This window comes from Bradyrhizobium sp. USDA 4449, from assembly GCF_054056275.1.
Genome location: NZ_JBSRYD010000001.1, coordinates 4,808,834 through 4,825,367 on the forward strand (window position 1 = coordinate 4,808,834; position 16,534 = coordinate 4,825,367).

Genomic DNA, 16,534 nt, shown 5'->3' on the forward strand with positions numbered 1-16,534 from the left:
GCACTGGCTCTCCGTGCAAGCCGGGCCGAGTAAGCTAAATCACATCCGCCAGCGAATGGCCGTGCAGCTCTATGTTCAGCCCCTGCATACCCAAGTCGTTGATTTCGCCACCCATCGCTTTCAGGCTCTCCTCGCGAATCAATGACATCAGCCCGCGACGCAGCGCCAGAAATTCAGACGACATCATCATCGACTGCTGCCGCGGCCGTTCCAGGGGAATCGGGATCTCCGCCTTGATCGAGCCGGGGCGGGCGGTCATGCAGTAGACGCGGTCGGACAGGAAGATCGCTTCATCGATGTCGTGGGTGACGAACAGCACCGAAATCTTCAGTCGCTGCCACATGTTGGTGAGGATCTGCTGCATGATGACGCGCGTCTGCGCGTCCAGCGCGCCGAAGGGCTCGTCCAGCAGCAGCACTTTCGGGCCGGTCGCGAGCGCGCGGACGATGCCGACGCGCTGCTTCATGCCGCCGGAGAGCTTTTCTGGATAGTGCTTTTCGAACGCTTCGAGCCCGGCTAGCCCGAGCAGGGTGCGCGCGGCTCGCTCGCGCTGCGAGCGAGGCATGCCGCGCATCTTCAGGCCGAATTCGACATTTTCCCGCACCGTCTTCCAGGGAAACAGCGAATATTGCTGGAACACCATGCCGCGCTCGGCGCTCGGGCGCCGTTCACGCGCTCGCCATCGACGGTGACAATACCCGTGGTGGGCTTGAGGAAGCCCGCGACAGCGTTGAGCAGGGTCGACTTTCCGCAACCGGAGGGCCCGACGATCGAGACGAACTCGCCGGGCTTCACATGGATCTGCGTGTCTGTGACGGCCTGGACGGGCCCCTCGATGCTGTCGTAGCTGAGAGAAAAATTCCTGACCTCGATATGGCCTTTCGGTTCGCTCGCAAGCATCTCGCTCATCTCGTCGACCTCCACGGCATCACCAGATGTCCCGCGCCCCTGATCAGCAGGCTCGACCCGAGACCGAGCACGCCGATCGCGATCATGCCGAGTGCGATGTCGGCATACTGGACCAGCGAATAGGCCTCCCAGGTGAAGTAGCCGATGCCGTACTGGCCGGAGATCATCTCGGCGGCGATCAGCGACACCCAGGCGACGCCCATACCCACGGTGAGACCAGTGAAGATGTGCGGCAACGACGCCGGAAAATACACCTCGCGGAAAATCGAGCGTTCGCGTGCGCCAAGACATTGAGCCGCGCGCACCAGCACGGGATCGACCAGCGTCATGCCGTGAAGGGTATTGACCAGGATCGGGAAGAACGAGCCGAGGAAGGTGATGAAGACGATGCTCTGCTCGTTGGTCGGCCACAGCATGATCGCCATCGGGACCCAGGCAATTGCCGGAATCGGCCGCAGCACTTCCGCGACCGGGAAGATGACCTCGTGGACCAGCTTGAATCGACCCATGATCAGGCCGAGCGGCACGCCGACGATGGCCGCGAGGGAGAAGCCGACGAGAATGCGCCGGCAGCTCAGCACGATGTGCATCAGGAACTTGGGATCGTGGATCGCCTTGGTGAAACTCCCATAGACTGCGACCGGCGAGGGCACGTTGGTGAAGCGCACGAAGAACACGACGCGGTAGGTCGTGAGCAGGTGCCAGACCAGCAGGAACGCAAGCAGCGAAATGATGCCGATCGCGGTCGCGCGGAGCCGGCCCTGGTTCAGCCGGTACCAGCGCAGCGCGAGCGTGCCGAACGAGGGCGGAGTCACCGGGGGCGTGACGGCGGGCACGCGCGCGGCCTCGGCAATCGATGCCGGCATGTTGCTGTCCTCAGGGTGTCTGACGAGGGCGGGACTGCTCACGTCTTGCCTCCGCCGACTGCCGCTTTCACCGCATCGTCGAAACCGAGCACCTTGCCGCTGATCTTGGCGGCGTAGGCCTCCGCGTCCTTCTTCAGCAGGAACGGCGCGACCTCGCCATTGCCGACCGCGAAGAAGGCCTGGTCGGCGAACAGCTTGATGCCGCGGGTGGTGTCGAAGACGTAGGCGACGTTGATCTTCTTGCCCTTGGCCTTGAAGTCGGCATAGGCCCCCAAGGTGCAGGCGGCGGATGAGAACGGCATGATGCCGGCCTCATCCACCCAGACTTCACCGGCCTTGCGCGGATCGGTGATCGGCTTCTTGCAGAAAGCGTCTTCGCCGGTGATTTCGTAGTTCTTGGTGCTGCCAAGCTGCGCGTCATAGTCGAGCTTCATCTCGGCATAGGCCTTGCGGACGTAGCTGTCGTCGACCCATTTCTTCGGATCGAACTCCTTCATGCGTCCGAGGTTTTGCAGCACCTTGACGTCGGTGGCGGCCGCATCGACCAGCGCCGGCTTGACGGTGGGATCGGTGATCATGTTTCCACCCGGGCCCAAGAAGATGTAGACGACCTCCTTGTTGATGCCGGTCCATTCCTGGATTTTTTCAGATGCAAGCTTGGGATCGTCGCGTAGCCATTGATTGGCGGCGATCAGCGCCTTCATGTAGGCCACGACGACTTCGGGGTACTTTTCGGCGAAGTCGGTACGGACGACGATGCCGTGGAAGGTCGGCAGATTGGTCTCGACGCCGTCAAAAATCTTGCGCGCAAAGCCGCGGAAAGGCAGCAATTCGGCGAAGGGAACGAAGTCGGCATGCGCGTCGATCTTTTTTTCCTGGAGATTGGTTGAGCCGACTTCAGGGCTCTGGCTCACGAGCTGGAAGAAATCCGATGAATAGCCGCGGTCCTGCATCGCCTTCAGCACCATGCCGTGCGCGGCGGAGCCGAAGGGCACGCTGACCAGCTTGCCCTTGAGATCGGCCAGATCGTAGTACGGCGAATCCTTGTGGACGACGATGCCATTGCCGGAGCCGGAGAGGCTGTAGGCCGCGATGCCGATCAGCCGACTCTTGCTCTCGGGATTGCTGTCGAAAGTGAAGCCGTTCACGATCAGCGGGTAGTCGCCCATCATGCCGATCTGCAACTTGTTCGCCATCATCGCGTTGGTGACGGGCGGACCTGACGTGAAATTCTGCCATTCCAGCTCGAACTTGATGTTCGCGTATTTGCCGTCCTTGGGCAGGTATTTTTCCAAAAGATGAAGCTGCCGGATGACGACGCCTGCGGTCACCGTGTTGGTGGTGGTGTCCTGCGTTCCGATACCGAGCGTGACGGTTTCCGCCGCGGCCGGCTGCGCAATCAGAAGCGCCAGCGACGTCACCGACATCGCGATCGAGGGTGTGGGAAGATGGCGGACCATTCTCATCCTCATCAGGTTGGATGTGCTGTGGTTGCCATGATTGGGGGAGGGCGTGGACAGGGCAAATCCGGAATGTTGACGGCAGTCGATTAGTTGCCGGGAAAAGCTGATTGCATACTCCTTGAGCAATCCTGCACTATAAAGCCGCTTGCCTGGGCAGTGATCTTGCCCGCAAACTCGTTCAGTCAGATGCGTGGCCGCGCATCTCTTCCAGTACGTCGGTCCGACAGACCACGATCTGGGACCGCCTGGTCACGACGATTCCCTTCTCCTGCATCCGCTTCAGGCTGATCGTGACCCATTGCCTTGTCGCGCCGACCATATGGGCGATGTCGGCATGGGTGAATGCTGCCGCGATCACCCGGCCCTCCCCATCCTCTACGCCGTAGAGCTCGACGAGGTGCAGCAACAGATGTGCAAGGCGCTGCGTAATCGAGCGCGTTCCCAACATCTGCGCCAGTGCCGAATAGCACTTGCCCTTGAAGGTGAGGCCTTCGATCAGACCGATCGCAAGGTTTGGGATCTCTGCAGCAAGGGACCGCAGTTCCTTTCCGGGCAGGTGCACCACGCTGCAATTGCTGGACGCGACGCCGGACCATTGATGGACGGTGCCCTCGAACACCTCGGGACCGCCGACGAAATTGCCGACGTGCCAGTAGGCCAGCGTGATCTCGCGCCCGAGCGGGGAGCTGTAGAACACGCGGATGCGGCCACTTTCGATCAGCCAGATACCGTCATGCTTCCCGCCCTGGCTGAACAGCGTCTGACCGCGGTTAAGCACCTTTCGCCGGCCCTGCTTCAGCACCAGTTCCCGCTCGCGCGGTGAGAGCTTGTCCATCAGAGGCGGCGGCCCACCGATGGATTGCTGGTTCTCGGTCAGCAGCAGCGAGGAACTGCCCGCAGGCCGGACTGCCGGGGGAACAGTCCCGCGAACCGCACTCGCCGCCTGCAACATCGTCTGCCTCCGGACCGTTCAAGTCGTTCCAAAGAGGAGCAATGTCCGTGCCAGATGGGTGGCAAGCGGGTCGCTAGGGCCCTGCAAGGCTTGGCAAATAGGACTTTGGGTAGATTCCGCGATTATGCCCGTCCGAGAACGAGATGTTGAGCCCATAGCCGAGATCGCCGATCCCGATGATGGCGATCCCCGGAAACCGTTCGGGAAAGCGCTCGTCGAAGCGGGCGCGGGTGCAGTGAGCGCACTTGCAGGACAAACGGAGCCGCTCGGCGGAAACGCTGAGCGTTTCGCCGTCGGTGGTCCGCACGAGAAGTGTCGCCAGATCGGCGCTTGCTTCGTAGCCGGTCACCGTCGGTGCCACCAGGGTCATGTTCATGACGAACCTCCGACTCCTCTCTAGGCGCAGGTCGTCACGCGGGGATAGCAACTAATTGCCGGCCCAAGTGCGCAGTCGACCCGGCAGTGTGCCTCCGCTTCGATCATCGCCGACGAAATGTGAAACTAATCCACCGGGAATTTCACTTCCGAATTGCGGGACTCCGCTCTCTCCGAAACTTTCTGCGTCGTCGAGAGGAGAGACCATGAGCGCATTTCAGAAGGAAACGGTTTTGTCGGTCAGGCACTGGACCGATTCCCTTTTCAGCTTCACCGCGACGCGCGATCCCGGCTTCCGCTTCCAGAACGGCCAGTTTGCGATGATCGGGCTGGAGGTGGAGGGCAAGCCCGTGATGCGCGCCTACAGCATGGCGAGCGCCAATCACGAGGAAGCGCTCGAATTCTTCTCGATCAAGGTGCAGGACGGTCCGTTGACCTCCCGCCTGCAAAAGATCAGGGAAGGCGATATCATTCTGGTCGGTCGCAAGGCGACAGGCACGCTGATCACCGGTAACCTCATTCCTGGCAAACGCCTGTTGCTGCTTTCGACCGGCACGGGACTCGCGCCCTTCGCGAGCTTGATCAAGGACCCCGACGTCTACGAGAATTACGAGACAATCGTGCTCGCTCACGGCTGCCGCCAGGTCTCCGAGCTTGCTTATGGCGAGCACCTGGTCGATGGACTGCGCAACCACGAGTACTTCGGGCCGCTGATCCGCGACAAACTCGTCTACTACCCGACCGTCACCCGCGAACCGTTCAGGAATCGCGGTCGCATCACCGATTTGATCGCCTCCAGCCAGCTGTTCGACGACATCGGCCTATCGGGCCTGGATATCGAGACCGACCGCATCATGCTGTGCGGCAGCCCGGCGATGCTGGAGGAACTGCCCGCGATGTTTTCAGCGCGCGGCTTTGTCGAGGGCAGCCACAGCCAGCCCGGCCATTTCGTCATCGAGAAGGCCTTCGTCGAGCGGTGAGCGCAAATCGCGTCCCGGCGACAACTAATTGCTATCGGCGGGACGCCACCTGAACAAATCTGATGCAAAGGCGCCGGCTATCGGCGAACCAGGAGCAAGTGATGGCACTAGATCAGATCGTCGATGGGCTTTCGGAAGTATCTTGCGATGTGCTCGTGATCGGCGGCGGCACGGCCGGCCCGATGGCGGCGCTGAAGGCGAAGCTGAAGAACCCGAAGGCCAACGTCGTCCTGCTCGAAAAGGCCAACGTCAAGCGCTCCGGTGCGATTTCGATGGGCATGGACGGACTGAACAACGCCGTCATCCCCGGCTACGCGACGCCGGAGCAGTACACCAAGGAAATCACCATAGCCAACGACGGCATCGTCGACCAGAAGGCGGTCTACAAATACGCGCAAAACTGCTACAGCATCATCGAAGAGCTCGATAGTTTTGGCATTCGCTTCCTGAAGAACGAGAATGGCGACTACGCCGTCAAGAAGGTGCACCACATCGGCACCTATGTTCTGCCGATGCCGAACGGCGAGACCGTGAAGAAGGCGTTGTACCGCCAGCTCCGCCGCGCCCGCATTCTGATCTCCAATCGCTACATGGCGACGCGGCTGCTGAAATCGTCCGACGGCCGCATCGCCGGCGCAATCTCCGTCAACACCCGCACCGCCGAGATTCTGGTGATCAAGGCCAAGGCCGTGATCCTCTGCATGGGCGCCGCCGGCCGCCTGGGCCTGCCGACCTCCGGCTACATGTTCGGCACCTACGAGAATGCCGCCAATTCCGGCGACGGCTATTCCATGGCCTATCACGCCGGGGCCGCGCTCGCGAACCTCGAATGCTACCAGATCAATCCGCTGATCAAGGACTACAATGGCCCGGCGTGCGCTTATGTCGCCGGTCCCTTCGGCGCCTTCACGGCCAACAACGAGGGCTCGCGCTTCATCGAATGCGACTATTGGTCGGGCCAGATGATGCTGGAGTTCTACAACGAACTGCTGTCAGGCAAGGGCCCTGTGTTTCTCCAGCTCAAGCACCTCCATCCCGACACCATCTCCGAGATTGAATCCACGCTGCACAAGGTCGAGCGTCCCACGCGCGGCCTGTTCCAGCAGGGGCGCGGCGTCGACTACCGCAACGACTCGATCGAGATGCACATCTCCGAAATCGGCTTCTGCTCCGGCCACAGCGCCTCTGGCGTGTTCGTCGACGACAATGCCCGCACCACCGTGCCCGGCCTTTACGCCGCCGGCGACATGGCGAGCGTGCCTCACAATTACATGCTGGGCGCCTTTACCAACGGCTCGGTCGCCGGCATCGACGCGATGGAATTTGCCGAGAACCATGACTTCGCGGAGTTCGATGCGCAGGACGTGGCCAGGGAACAAGAGCGCGTGATGGCACCGACCAGGCGCGAGGACGGCATTCCACCCAACCAGCTCGAGTACAAGACCCGCCGTTTGGTCAACGACTATCTGCAGCCGCCGAAGGTCACGCGCAAGTACGAGCTCGGCATGCGTCGCCTCGCCGAAACCCGGCAGGACATGCAGGAGCATATGATCGCGCGCAACGCGCACGAGTTGCTCCGCGCCCTCGAAGTACAGTCGATCATGGACTGCGCCGACATGGCGGTGCATGCCTCGTTGTACCGTGAAGAGAGCCGCTGGGGCCTCTACCACTGGCGCACGGATTTTCCGGACAAGGACAACGAGAACTGGTTCTGCCACACGCTGCTCAGCAAGGAGAACGGCAAAATGACCAGCCAGAAGCGTGCCGTAGAGCCCTATGTCGTGCCGATCGCCGACGACGAGAAGGACCTCTACGACAAGCAGCGCATTCGCGCCACCGCCTGATCCACCGCACGATCAACAGGAGACATGAAATGCCTCTCGCGTCCCATCAGACATCGGTTCCGGTCGTCGTCGACGACGCCAAATGCATTGCGGACAAGGGCTGCACCGTGTGTGTCGACGTCTGTCCGCTCGACGTGCTGCGCATCAGCGATATGACCGGCAAGGCCTACATGGCCTATGACGAGTGCTGGTACTGCATGCCCTGCGAGGCCGATTGCCCGACCGGTGCCGTCACCGTCAATATTCCCTATCTGTTGAGGTGATCATGTCGAGCCCGTTCGAATCCTACGACGATCTCGAAGACGCCGACGAGCGGCTTCAGGCGGCAGATCCCGCCGAACGCCGCGTCGCCATCATCGCGCTCGGCCATTCCGGCGATCCCGCGGCCGTGGTCCATCTCACCAACATGGTCGCCGATCCCGACGCCGGCGTGCGCCAGCAGGTGGCGATGGCGCTCGGTGAGTTCGACGGGCCGGAAGCCGCAAGTGCGCTGGTCAAGCTGCTGGTCGATCCGGAACGGATCGTGGCGGCGGCGGCGGCCGACAGCATGGCCGAGTTCAAGGATCCCGCTTGCGCCAACGTCGTCCTGCCGCTGGTCAAGCATGCCCATGCCTTCGTTCGCATGGGGGCGCTGCGTGCGCTGAAGGAGCTGCGCTGCAAGGATACCCTGAAGCCGGCGCTGGAGGCGCTGCAGGATTCCGATGCTGCGGTGCGCGTGCAGGCGATCGGCGTGATCGGCTTCCTCAAGCTGGAGGAATCCATCCCCGCGCTGACCGCGCTGATCAACGATCCCGACGCACATGTCCGCCGCGCCGCGGTTAGCGCGCTGGCATTTTCGCAGATGAAGCCGGCAGCCGAGACCATCACGCGTGCGCTGAAGGACAGCGACTGGATGGTCCGCGAAATGGCCGCGGAGACGCTCGGCCTCAACGTCAACGGCTCGCTTGCCGCCGACCCGCTCGTTAGCTCACTCTCCGACGAATACTGGCAGGTGCGGTTGAAGGCGATCCGCAGCCTCGGCAAGATGAAAATCGAGCGGGCGGTGCGCCCGATCGGCAACTGCATCAACCACGATCAGGCGAATTTGCGGAAGGAAGCGGCCGCCGCGCTCGGCGAGATCGCCCATCCCGACGGTGAGGCATTCTTGGCCGTCATCGCCGACGATGCCGATCCCGATGTCCGCAAGAACGCGCGCTGGGCGCTGCAACAGATTGCCGCCCGGAAGGCACGCGCAGGCGCATAGCAGCGGGGCATCCTGCCGCTCTGGACTTCCCATGCCAGACGTTTATTGGTCTTCGCCAATCTGATCGGCCGTCGTTCGAACGCGGCCGATCCAAAAACAGCGAGGACGCCGGCCATGACCATTTTGACGGTTGAAGATCTTCTCCCCGAGGATGGAACGAAGGGAACGCTGGTCGGTCGGGTCTGGCTGCCGCAGGCGAACGGTCCGGCCGTTGTCGCCGTGCGCGGCGATGGTGTCTTCGACGTCACTGCGACGTTTCCGACCATCAGCGCGCTCTGTGAAGAGGACAATCCGGCCAAGGCGCTCGCCACGACCAAGGGCGAGCGTATCGGCGATCTCGAGGCGATCGTCGCCAACACTGCGCCGGATGGCCGTGATCCCAGCAAGCCCTGGCTGCTTGCGCCGGTCGATCTCCAGACGTTGAAAGCCGCCGGCGTCACCTTCGCGATCTCAATGCTCGAGCGCGTGATCGAGGAGCGGGCAAAGGGCAATCCGGCCTCGGCCGAAGCGATCCGCAAAGAGGTCACGCGGCTGATCGGTGACGATCTGTCAAAACTCAGGCCGGGCTCGGACCAGGCGATGCACCTGAAGCAGGTGCTGATCGATCAGAACGCCTGGAGCCAGTATCTCGAAGTCGGCATCGGCCCCGATGCCGAAGTCTTCACCAAGGCGCCGACCTTATCCTCGGTCGGCACCGGCATGGATGCCGGCCTGCATCCGAAGTCGACCTGGAACAATCCGGAGCCGGAGCTGGTGCTGTTCGTATCGAGCCGCGGCAACATCGTCGGCGCGGCGCTTGGCAACGACGTGAATCTGCGAGACTTCGAAGGCCGCTCGGCGCTGCTGTTGTCGAAGGCCAAGGATAACAATGCGTCGTGCTCGATCGGTCCGCTGCTGCGGCTGTTCGATGACGGCTTCACGCTGGATGATGCGCGCAAGCTCGACATCAGCCTGAACGTGAAGGGCACGGACGGCTTCGTTCTCGACGGCCATTCCTCGATCAGCAAGATCAGCCGCGATCCGACCGACCTCGTCGCGCAGACCATCGGTAAGGTGCACCAATATCCCGATGGGTTCGTGCTGTTCCTCGGCACCATGTTCGCGCCTGTAAAGGATCGCGATGCGCCGGGGCAGGGGTTCACCCATAAGCGCGACGACATCGTCACCATTGCGGCCCCTCAGCTCGGCAAGCTCGTCAATCGCATGCGCACCAGCGACGAGTGCGAGCCGTGGACCTTCGGCATCGGCGCGCTGATGAAGAATCTGGCGCAGCGGAAACTGATCTAGCGCCTCGCCTCTGCCTCTTGCGGCTGCAGAACTGCGCGCACTTCCTTTTATGAGGCCGTTATGCCCGGGGCTTGTCCGGACATAACGCGTTGCCGAGCGGCTGGACGGCGCACGGAATCGCACGCAACTATAAATTGAGCTTTGTTCGAAAAATCTTGCTAAGCGTGTGTTTGCGCGTACCCCCTGTCTCCCCATCATTCGGCTCAATAGTCAAATAATATGACTATACAGCAGCGAACTTCCGTGAAATGGTGCCCTCCGCCGCCGCAGGGGCCGGCCCGAAGGTGCCATATTACCAAATGGTGCCTCGGTTAACATTCTTGGGAGATACGCCTGATGACCCTCAAAGCCCTTTTTGCGGCCAGCGCCACGGCCGCGTTGCTGCTTTCGCTGCCGGCCAATGCCGCCGAGCTGACTGTCGGCTTCTCTCAGATCGGATCGGAATCCGGCTGGCGCGCCGCCGAGACGTCGGTCACCAAGCAGGAGGCGACCAAGCGCAAGGTCAACCTCAAGATCGCCGACGCGCAGCAGAAGCAGGAGAACCAGATCAAGGCGATCCGCTCCTTCATCGCGCAGAACGTCGATGCGATCTTCCTGGCGCCGGTCGTCGCGACGGGTTGGGATGCGGTGCTGAAGGAAGCCAAAGAAGCCAAGATCCCGGTCGTGCTGCTCGACCGCGACATCGACCCGTCGGGCAAGGACCTCTATCTCACCGCCGTCACCTCGGACAGCGTGCACGAAGGCGAGGTCGCCGGCGACTGGCTGGCCAAGACCGTCGGCGACAAGGCCTGCAACATCGTCGAATTGCAGGGCACGGTCGGCGCGAGCGTCGCGGCCAACCGCAAGAAGGGCTTTGACACTGCCATCGCCAAGCACGCCAACCTGAAAATCGTGCGCAGCCAGACCGGTGACTTCACCCGCGCCAAGGGCAAGGAAGTCATGGAGAGCTTCATCAAGGCCGAAGGCGGCGGCAAGAACATCTGCGCGGTCTACGCCCACAACGACGACATGATGGTTGGCGCGATCCAGGCGATGAAGGAAGCCGGTCTCAAGCCGGGCAAGGACATCCTCACGGTGTCGATCGATGCCGTGCCAGATATCTTCAAGGCGATGGTGGCCGGCGAGGCCAATGCGACGGTCGAGCTGACGCCGAACATGGCCGGCCCGGCCTTCGATGCTGTTGCGGCGTTCAAGGAGAAGGGTACCGTTCCACCGAAGTGGATCCAGACCGAATCCAGGCTGCTCACCGCCACAGACAATCCGCAGAAGGAATACGACAGCAAGAAGGGCCTCGGTTACTGAGGCGGGCGTCTCGCCGGACCACGTCCTGTGGTCCGGCACCCCCTTCGCAATCGTTGCGCGAACGAATAGGCTGGGCGTCCGCAGCATAAGCGGGCGCCGGTGGGAGTGACGTCGTTATGGAGAACAGCCTCGATCCTGCTCCGCCCCTCCTGGAGGTGCGCGGGATCAGCAAGAGCTTTGGCGCGGTGCGCGCGTTGCAGGAGGTCGACTTCACGCTTCGCGCCGGCGAGATCCATGCGCTGCTCGGCGAGAACGGTGCCGGCAAATCCACGCTGATCAAGGTGGTTACCGGCGTGTTTCCGCGCGATGCCGGTGTCGTCAGGCTGGGCGGTGAAGAGGTCGCGCCGCGTTCGGCCAAGGCGGCGGTGCAGGCCGGCATTGCGACCGTCTACCAGGAAGTCAATCTGCTTCCAAACCTTTCGGTGGCACAGAACCTGTTTCTTGACCGCCAGCCGATGCGCTTCGGCGTCGTGCGCGAAGGCGAGATGCGCCGTCGCGCCAAAGCGCTGCTCACGGAGTTCGGACTCGATATCGACGTCGCGGCATCGCTCGGCGATTATTCGGTGGCCATACAGCACGTCACTGCGATCGCGCGCGCGGTCGATCTCTCCGCACGCGTGCTGATTTTGGACGAGCCGACGGCGAGCCTTGACCGCCATGAGGTCGAGATCCTCTTCCGCATCATGCGCCAGTTGGCCAAGCGCGGCATCGGTATCGTCTTCGTCAGCCATTTCCTCGATCAGGTCTACGAGATATCCGATCGCATTACCGTCTTGCGCAATGGCCGCCTGGTCGGCGAGCGCGAGATCGCGTCGCTGCCGCGGCTCGAGTTGATCCGGATGATGCTCGGCCGGGAGCTCGCCGAGACCACCAACGCGCGGGCTGCCGCCGGCGAGCACATGGTGCGCGAGGTCTGCGCGCGTTTCGACAATTACGGCAAGGCCGGCTATGTCGCCCCCTTCAATCTCGAGCTGCGCCATGGCGAGGTCGTCGGCCTCGCCGGGCTCCTCGGATCGGGTCGGACCGAGACGGCGCGGTTGGTGTTCGGTGCCGAGCGCGCTGACGTTGGGCAGGCGAGCGTTGAGGGCGCCCCCGTACGCCTTCAGTCGCCGCGCGACGGCGTGCGCCACGGCTTTGGCTATTGCCCGGAGGAGCGCAAGACCGACGGCATTGTCGCCGAGCTCACCGTGCGCGAGAATATCGTGCTCGCGCTTCAGGCCAAACGCGGCCTGCATCGGCCACTGTCCCGTCGCGAGCAGGACGAGATTGCACGTCGCTACGTGAAGATGCTCGACATTCGTCCGCCCGATCCCGAGCGTCCGGTGGGCCTGCTCTCCGGCGGCAATCAACAGAAGGTTCTGCTGGCGCGTTGGCTCGCGACGTCGCCGCGGCTCCTCGTGCTGGACGAACCCACCCGTGGCATCGATGTCGGCGCGCATGCCGAAATCATCCGCCTGATCCGCGAACTCTGCGACGACGGGCTGGCGCTGCTTGTGATCTCCTCCGAACTGGATGAAATCGTGACTTATTCCGACCGCGTGGTCGTGCTGCGCGACCGCGCCCATGTCGAGGAGCTCTCGGGCGAGGCAATCGACGTCACCAACATTCTTGCGGCGATCGCCGCCGATGGCGCCGCGATGCAAGAGGTGCGGGCATGACAGCGCTGTTGCCGCGCCGCGGCCTTGCCCAGATCCTGGCCTTGATCGTCATCCTCGCGGTCGACCGCGTGGTTTCGCCGCAATTCTTCGACCTGCGCCTCCAGGACGGCCGTCTGTTCGGTAGCCTGATCGACGTGCTCAACCGAGGCACGCCGGTGGCGTTGCTCTCGCTCGGTATGGTGCTGGTGATCGCGACGCGCGGCATCGATCTTTCCGTCGGCGCGGTGATGGCGATCTCCGGTGCAATCGCTGCGAGCCTTGCCGACAGCCACGGCTTGCCGGTGGTGCTGGCCGCGGCGCTCGGTATCGGCATCCTCTGCGGCCTCTGGAACGGTTTTCTTGTCGCGGTCCTTGGCATGCAGCCGATCGTGGCGACGCTGATCCTGATGGTGGCGGGGCGTGGCATCGCCCAGCTCATCACAGAAGGGCGGATTGTGACCTTCACGTCGCCGGACCTGGTCTGGCTCGGCAACGGTGCCATTCTCGGGGTGCCGGTTCCGATCACGATTGCGGTCGGCATGTTGATCCTCACCGGCGCCATCGTACGCGGCTCCGCGCTCGGTCTCCTGATCGAGGCGACGGGTGGCAACGCCCGCGCGAGCGAGCTTGCCGGTGTCGGCACGCGCGCGATGATTCTGGCGGTCTATGTCTGGTGCGGGGTCTGTGCGGCGCTCGCCGGCGTGATCGCCGCGGCCGACATCATGGGCGCGGATGCCAACAATGCCGGCCTCTGGCTCGAGCTCGACGCCATTCTGGCCGTCGTGATCGGCGGCACCTCGCTGTTCGGCGGGCGCTTCAGCCTGATCCTGGCAGTGTTAGGCGCGCTGATCATCCAAACCATGAATACCGGTATTCTGCTATCGGGCTATCCGCCGGAGTTCAACCTGCTGGTCAAGGCCGTGGTGGTGCTCGCGGTGCTGCTGCTGCAATCACCGAAGCTGTCGGGCTTTTCCGGTATCATGGCGCGGCTGCGGGGGACGAAACCATGAAAGGCCTGCCGCCCGTCCTGATCACGGCCATCGTGCTGGTCGCCGGCTTCGCAGCCTGCGCACTGCAGTTTCCCAACATCGCCTCGACCCGCGTCGTCGGCAATCTTCTCACCGACAACGCCTTTCTCGGCATCGTCGCGACCGGTATGACCTTCGTCATCATCTCCGGTGGTATCGATCTGTCGGTCGGGTCGGTGATTGGCTTCACCACCGTGTTCGTCGCGCTTGCGATCGAGCGCTGGGGCATGCCGCCGCTGGTCGCGTTTGTCGCCATCCTCGTGCTCTCGGCGGCCTTTGGCGCTGCGATGGGCGCCATCATCCACGTATTTGATCTGCCGCCGTTCATTGTGACGCTGGCCGGGATGTTTCTGGCGCGCGGCGCGAGTTTTCTGCTTTCGACAGAATCGGTGCCGATCACCGCGCCGGTCTATTCGACCGTGTCGGATTTTGCGCTGCACATGCCCGGTGGCGGGCGGCTGACGGCGATAGCGATCATCATGCTGGTGATCGTGATCGGCGGCATTCTGCTGCTGCGTCTCACCCGGTTCGGCGCCAATGTCTATGCGCTCGGCGGCGGCCGGGCCACCGCAAGCCTGATGGGTGTTGCGGTAGGCAAAATGACGGTGAAGATCTACATGCTGTCGAGCCTGCTCGCGGGCATCGCCGGCATCGTGTTTTCCTTCTATACCAGCGCCGGCTATTCGCTCTCCGCCGTCGGTGTCGAGCTCGATAGCATCGCGGCCGTGGTCATCGGCGGCACGCTGCTCACGGGCGGGCAGGGCTCGGTGATCGGCACCTTCCTCGGCGTGCTGATCCAGGGCATGATCCAGACCTACATCAATTTTGACGGTACGCTGTCGAGTTGGTGGACGAAGATCGCGACCGGCATCCTGCTGTTCGCCTTCATCGCACTTCAGCAGGGGCTGGTCGCGCTGGCGCGCCGGCCGGTGTCGAACCGCGCGGGAGCCGTCCCATGACCTCGCGTATCGTCGTCATCCCGACACGGCGGGCCCATTCGAACCATGCGGAGGTGGCCCGCTCGATCGGCGTCGACATCATCGCTGGGCGCTATGCGGAAGGGGTGCGGCTTCCGGGCGATGCCGAGCTGACGGCAATGTTCGGCGTATCGCGGCCGGTGTTGCGCGAGAGCGTGAAGACGCTGGTCGCCAAGGGGCTTTTGACGACCAAGGCGCGGGTCGGCACAGTCGTGCGCGGGCGCGCGGCCTGGAACATGTTCGACGCCGACGTGCTGGCCTGGCATCTCGACGCCGGCATCGACAGACACTTTCTCAACGATCTCGCCGAAATACGTCTTGCGGTCGAGCCGCGCGCGGCGGCGCTCGCGGCCAAGCGTCGTTCCGAAGACGACATTGCCGAGCTTCAGCGCAGCATGGATTGCATGCGGCAGGAGACGTCGGAATCAGTCGGCTTTGCCGAAGCCGATCTCGCCCTGCATCTTGCGGTCGCGCGAGCGTCGGGCAATCCGTTCATGCGTTCCATCGGTCACGTGATCGAGGCTGCGTTACGTACGGCTTTCATGCTCAGTGCACCGGCCGGTTCGGAAGACCGCGAGATCGCCTTGATCTGGCACCAGAAGATCGTCGATTCGATCGCAGCCGGGGATGCCGACGCGGCGGCCGAGGCCATGGCCTTCGTCATTCACAACGGCATGCGCCGGCATAAGGGGATGGCGGCCGAAACAGCTCCGGCGGCACCTGCAGAACCTGGAGACAATTCGTGACAGCCCTTCGTATCGCCATCGTCGGTTTCGGTAAAATCGCCCGCGACCAGCATGTCGGCGCTATTGCTGCGACAGCTGGCGCGACGCTTGCCGCCGTTGCCAGCCGCAACGCCTCGCTGCCGGGCCTGCCGCATTTTGCGACCATCGAGGAACTGCTGGAAAAGGGTCCGGAGATCGATGCGGTGTCGCTCTGCACACCACCTCAGGTGCGCCGCGCCCAGGCTGCTGCGGCGCTCGCGGCCGGCAAACATGTCATGCTGGAGAAGCCGCCCGGCATCGGCGTGGCCGAACTCGATCCGCTGATCGCAATGGCGGCGGATGCAAAGCGCACTTTGTTTGCGACCTGGCATTCGCGCCATGCGCCGGCGGTCGAGCCGGCCCGCGAATGGCTGGCTACGCGCCGGATCAACTCGGTGCACATCAATTGGAAGGAAGACGTCCGCGTCTGGCATCCCGGCCAGACCTGGATTTGGGAGCCCGGCGGCCTCGGCGTGTTCGACCCCGGCATCAACGCGCTCTCGATCCTGACCCGCATCCTGCCAAAGCCGGTGTTCGTCACCGCGGCGGAGCTGGCCTTTCCGGCCAATTGCCAGTCCCCGATTGCCGCCAATCTGACGCTGACCGACATCAGCGGCCTGCCGATCACGGCCGAATTCGATTTCCGCCAGACCGGGCCGCAGAGCTGGGATATCGTCGCGGAAACCGACCAGGGCCGGATGACGTTGTCCCGTGGTGGCAGGATTATGGCGGTCGACGGCAATGTTGTTGCCGACGCGCCCGATGAGGAATATCGAGAACTCTACCGGCACTTCGTCAAGCTCGCGGCATCAGGCGCGAGCGATGTCGATCTGGCACCGCTTCGTCTCGTCGCCGACTCGTTCCTGCTCGGCAAGCGCAATATCGTCGAACCGTTCGTGGACTAGGC

The 16,534-nt window shown here is 63.1% G+C and carries 15 protein-coding genes and 1 pseudogene; 11 read left to right on the top strand and 5 right to left on the bottom strand.

Annotation, left to right across the window (positions count from 1 at the left end; translation table 11 throughout):
* Window positions 1-34: 34 nt before the first annotated feature.
* The 5 genes and pseudogenes from ACVIIW_RS22350 to ACVIIW_RS22370 form a co-directional block, all read right to left on the bottom strand.
* Window positions 35-909: pseudogene (locus ACVIIW_RS22350) on the bottom strand (ABC transporter ATP-binding protein).
* Window positions 906-1,817 (bottom strand): ABC transporter permease, encoded by a 912-nt coding sequence (locus tag ACVIIW_RS22355; RefSeq protein WP_456702700.1) that lies wholly within the window; start codon window positions 1,815-1,817, stop codon window positions 906-908. Before ACVIIW_RS22355 ends, ACVIIW_RS22350 begins: the two are co-directional and overlap by 4 nt.
* Complete coding sequence (locus ACVIIW_RS22360; RefSeq protein ID WP_456702701.1) at window positions 1,814-3,235, bottom strand: ABC transporter substrate-binding protein; 1,422 nt, start codon at window positions 3,233-3,235, stop codon at window positions 1,814-1,816. Before ACVIIW_RS22360 ends, ACVIIW_RS22355 begins: the two co-directional genes overlap by 4 nt.
* 181 nt (window positions 3,236-3,416) lie before the next feature.
* On the bottom strand, window positions 3,417-4,190 hold the full coding sequence (locus tag ACVIIW_RS22365; protein ID WP_456702702.1) for a Crp/Fnr family transcriptional regulator: 774 nt from the start codon (window positions 4,188-4,190) through the stop codon (window positions 3,417-3,419).
* 73 nt (window positions 4,191-4,263) lie between these two features.
* On the bottom strand, window positions 4,264-4,560 hold the full coding sequence (locus ACVIIW_RS22370; protein ID WP_456705228.1) for a DUF971 domain-containing protein: 297 nt from the start codon (window positions 4,558-4,560) through the stop codon (window positions 4,264-4,266).
* A 211-nt stretch (window positions 4,561-4,771) separates the two neighbouring features.
* On the opposite strand from ACVIIW_RS22370, the gene ACVIIW_RS22375 reads away from it, so the two are divergent.
* From ACVIIW_RS22375 to ACVIIW_RS22425, 11 genes are all read left to right on the top strand, one after another.
* Window positions 4,772-5,545 carry a ferredoxin--NADP reductase gene (locus tag ACVIIW_RS22375; RefSeq protein ID WP_456702703.1) on the top strand — a complete coding sequence of 258 codons (774 nt, stop codon included), beginning with the start codon at window positions 4,772-4,774 and terminating at the stop codon, window positions 5,543-5,545.
* 101 nt (window positions 5,546-5,646) lie between these two features.
* Window positions 5,647-7,389 carry a fumarate reductase/succinate dehydrogenase flavoprotein subunit gene (locus ACVIIW_RS22380; RefSeq protein ID WP_456702704.1) on the top strand — a complete coding sequence of 581 codons (1,743 nt, stop codon included), beginning with the start codon at window positions 5,647-5,649 and terminating at the stop codon, window positions 7,387-7,389.
* A gap of 29 nt (window positions 7,390-7,418) precedes the next feature.
* Window positions 7,419-7,652 carry a 4Fe-4S dicluster domain-containing protein gene (locus ACVIIW_RS22385; RefSeq protein ID WP_092226673.1) on the top strand — a complete coding sequence of 78 codons (234 nt, stop codon included), beginning with the start codon at window positions 7,419-7,421 and terminating at the stop codon, window positions 7,650-7,652.
* 2 nt (window positions 7,653-7,654) lie between these two features.
* Window positions 7,655-8,632, top strand: coding sequence for a HEAT repeat domain-containing protein (locus tag ACVIIW_RS22390; protein ID WP_456702705.1), 978 nt, complete (start codon window positions 7,655-7,657; stop codon window positions 8,630-8,632).
* Between the two features lie 114 nt (window positions 8,633-8,746).
* Window positions 8,747-9,919 carry a fumarylacetoacetate hydrolase family protein gene (locus ACVIIW_RS22395; RefSeq protein ID WP_456702706.1) on the top strand — a complete coding sequence of 391 codons (1,173 nt, stop codon included), beginning with the start codon at window positions 8,747-8,749 and terminating at the stop codon, window positions 9,917-9,919.
* Window positions 9,920-10,255: 336 nt separating this feature from the next.
* A complete protein-coding gene (gene ytfQ / locus ACVIIW_RS22400) occupies window positions 10,256-11,221 on the top strand; it encodes a galactofuranose ABC transporter, galactofuranose-binding protein YtfQ (protein ID WP_092226671.1) in 966 nt (321 codons plus the stop codon).
* Window positions 11,222-11,337: 116 nt separating this feature from the next.
* On the top strand, window positions 11,338-12,879 hold the full coding sequence (locus ACVIIW_RS22405; protein ID WP_456702707.1) for a sugar ABC transporter ATP-binding protein: 1,542 nt from the start codon (window positions 11,338-11,340) through the stop codon (window positions 12,877-12,879).
* Window positions 12,876-13,868 (top strand): ABC transporter permease, encoded by a 993-nt coding sequence (locus ACVIIW_RS22410; RefSeq protein ID WP_456702708.1) that lies wholly within the window; start codon window positions 12,876-12,878, stop codon window positions 13,866-13,868. Before ACVIIW_RS22405 ends, ACVIIW_RS22410 begins: the two co-directional genes overlap by 4 nt.
* Window positions 13,865-14,845, top strand: coding sequence for a galactofuranose ABC transporter, permease protein YjfF (yjfF, locus tag ACVIIW_RS22415; protein ID WP_456702709.1), 981 nt, complete (start codon window positions 13,865-13,867; stop codon window positions 14,843-14,845). Before ACVIIW_RS22410 ends, yjfF begins: the two co-directional genes overlap by 4 nt.
* Window positions 14,842-15,609 carry a FadR/GntR family transcriptional regulator gene (locus tag ACVIIW_RS22420; RefSeq protein ID WP_456702710.1) on the top strand — a complete coding sequence of 256 codons (768 nt, stop codon included), beginning with the start codon at window positions 14,842-14,844 and terminating at the stop codon, window positions 15,607-15,609. The genes yjfF and ACVIIW_RS22420 overlap by 4 nt, the downstream gene beginning before the upstream one ends.
* On the top strand, window positions 15,606-16,532 hold the full coding sequence (locus ACVIIW_RS22425) for a Gfo/Idh/MocA family protein (RefSeq protein WP_456702711.1): 927 nt from the start codon (window positions 15,606-15,608) through the stop codon (window positions 16,530-16,532). The genes ACVIIW_RS22420 and ACVIIW_RS22425 overlap by 4 nt, the downstream gene beginning before the upstream one ends.
* The last annotated feature ends 2 nt before the right edge of the window (window positions 16,533-16,534 follow it).

Coding starts and splice junctions, on each gene's coding strand:
- ACVIIW_RS22405 (WP_456702707.1), top strand. CDS start 11,338: ATGGAGAACAGCCTCGATCCTGCTCCGCCCCTCCTGGAGGTGCGCGGG.
- ACVIIW_RS22360 (WP_456702701.1), bottom strand. CDS start 3,235: ATGGTCCGCCATCTTCCCACACCCTCGATCGCGATGTCGGTGACGTCG.
- ACVIIW_RS22420 (WP_456702710.1), top strand. CDS start 14,842: ATGACCTCGCGTATCGTCGTCATCCCGACACGGCGGGCCCATTCGAAC.
- ACVIIW_RS22410 (WP_456702708.1), top strand. CDS start 12,876: ATGACAGCGCTGTTGCCGCGCCGCGGCCTTGCCCAGATCCTGGCCTTG.
- ACVIIW_RS22370 (WP_456705228.1), bottom strand. CDS start 4,560: ATGACCCTGGTGGCACCGACGGTGACCGGCTACGAAGCAAGCGCCGAT.
- ACVIIW_RS22380 (WP_456702704.1), top strand. CDS start 5,647: ATGGCACTAGATCAGATCGTCGATGGGCTTTCGGAAGTATCTTGCGAT.
- ACVIIW_RS22365 (WP_456702702.1), bottom strand. CDS start 4,190: ATGTTGCAGGCGGCGAGTGCGGTTCGCGGGACTGTTCCCCCGGCAGTC.
- ytfQ (WP_092226671.1), top strand. CDS start 10,256: ATGACCCTCAAAGCCCTTTTTGCGGCCAGCGCCACGGCCGCGTTGCTG.
- ACVIIW_RS22375 (WP_456702703.1), top strand. CDS start 4,772: ATGAGCGCATTTCAGAAGGAAACGGTTTTGTCGGTCAGGCACTGGACC.
- ACVIIW_RS22385 (WP_092226673.1), top strand. CDS start 7,419: ATGCCTCTCGCGTCCCATCAGACATCGGTTCCGGTCGTCGTCGACGAC.
- yjfF (WP_456702709.1), top strand. CDS start 13,865: ATGAAAGGCCTGCCGCCCGTCCTGATCACGGCCATCGTGCTGGTCGCC.
- ACVIIW_RS22390 (WP_456702705.1), top strand. CDS start 7,655: ATGTCGAGCCCGTTCGAATCCTACGACGATCTCGAAGACGCCGACGAG.
- ACVIIW_RS22395 (WP_456702706.1), top strand. CDS start 8,747: ATGACCATTTTGACGGTTGAAGATCTTCTCCCCGAGGATGGAACGAAG.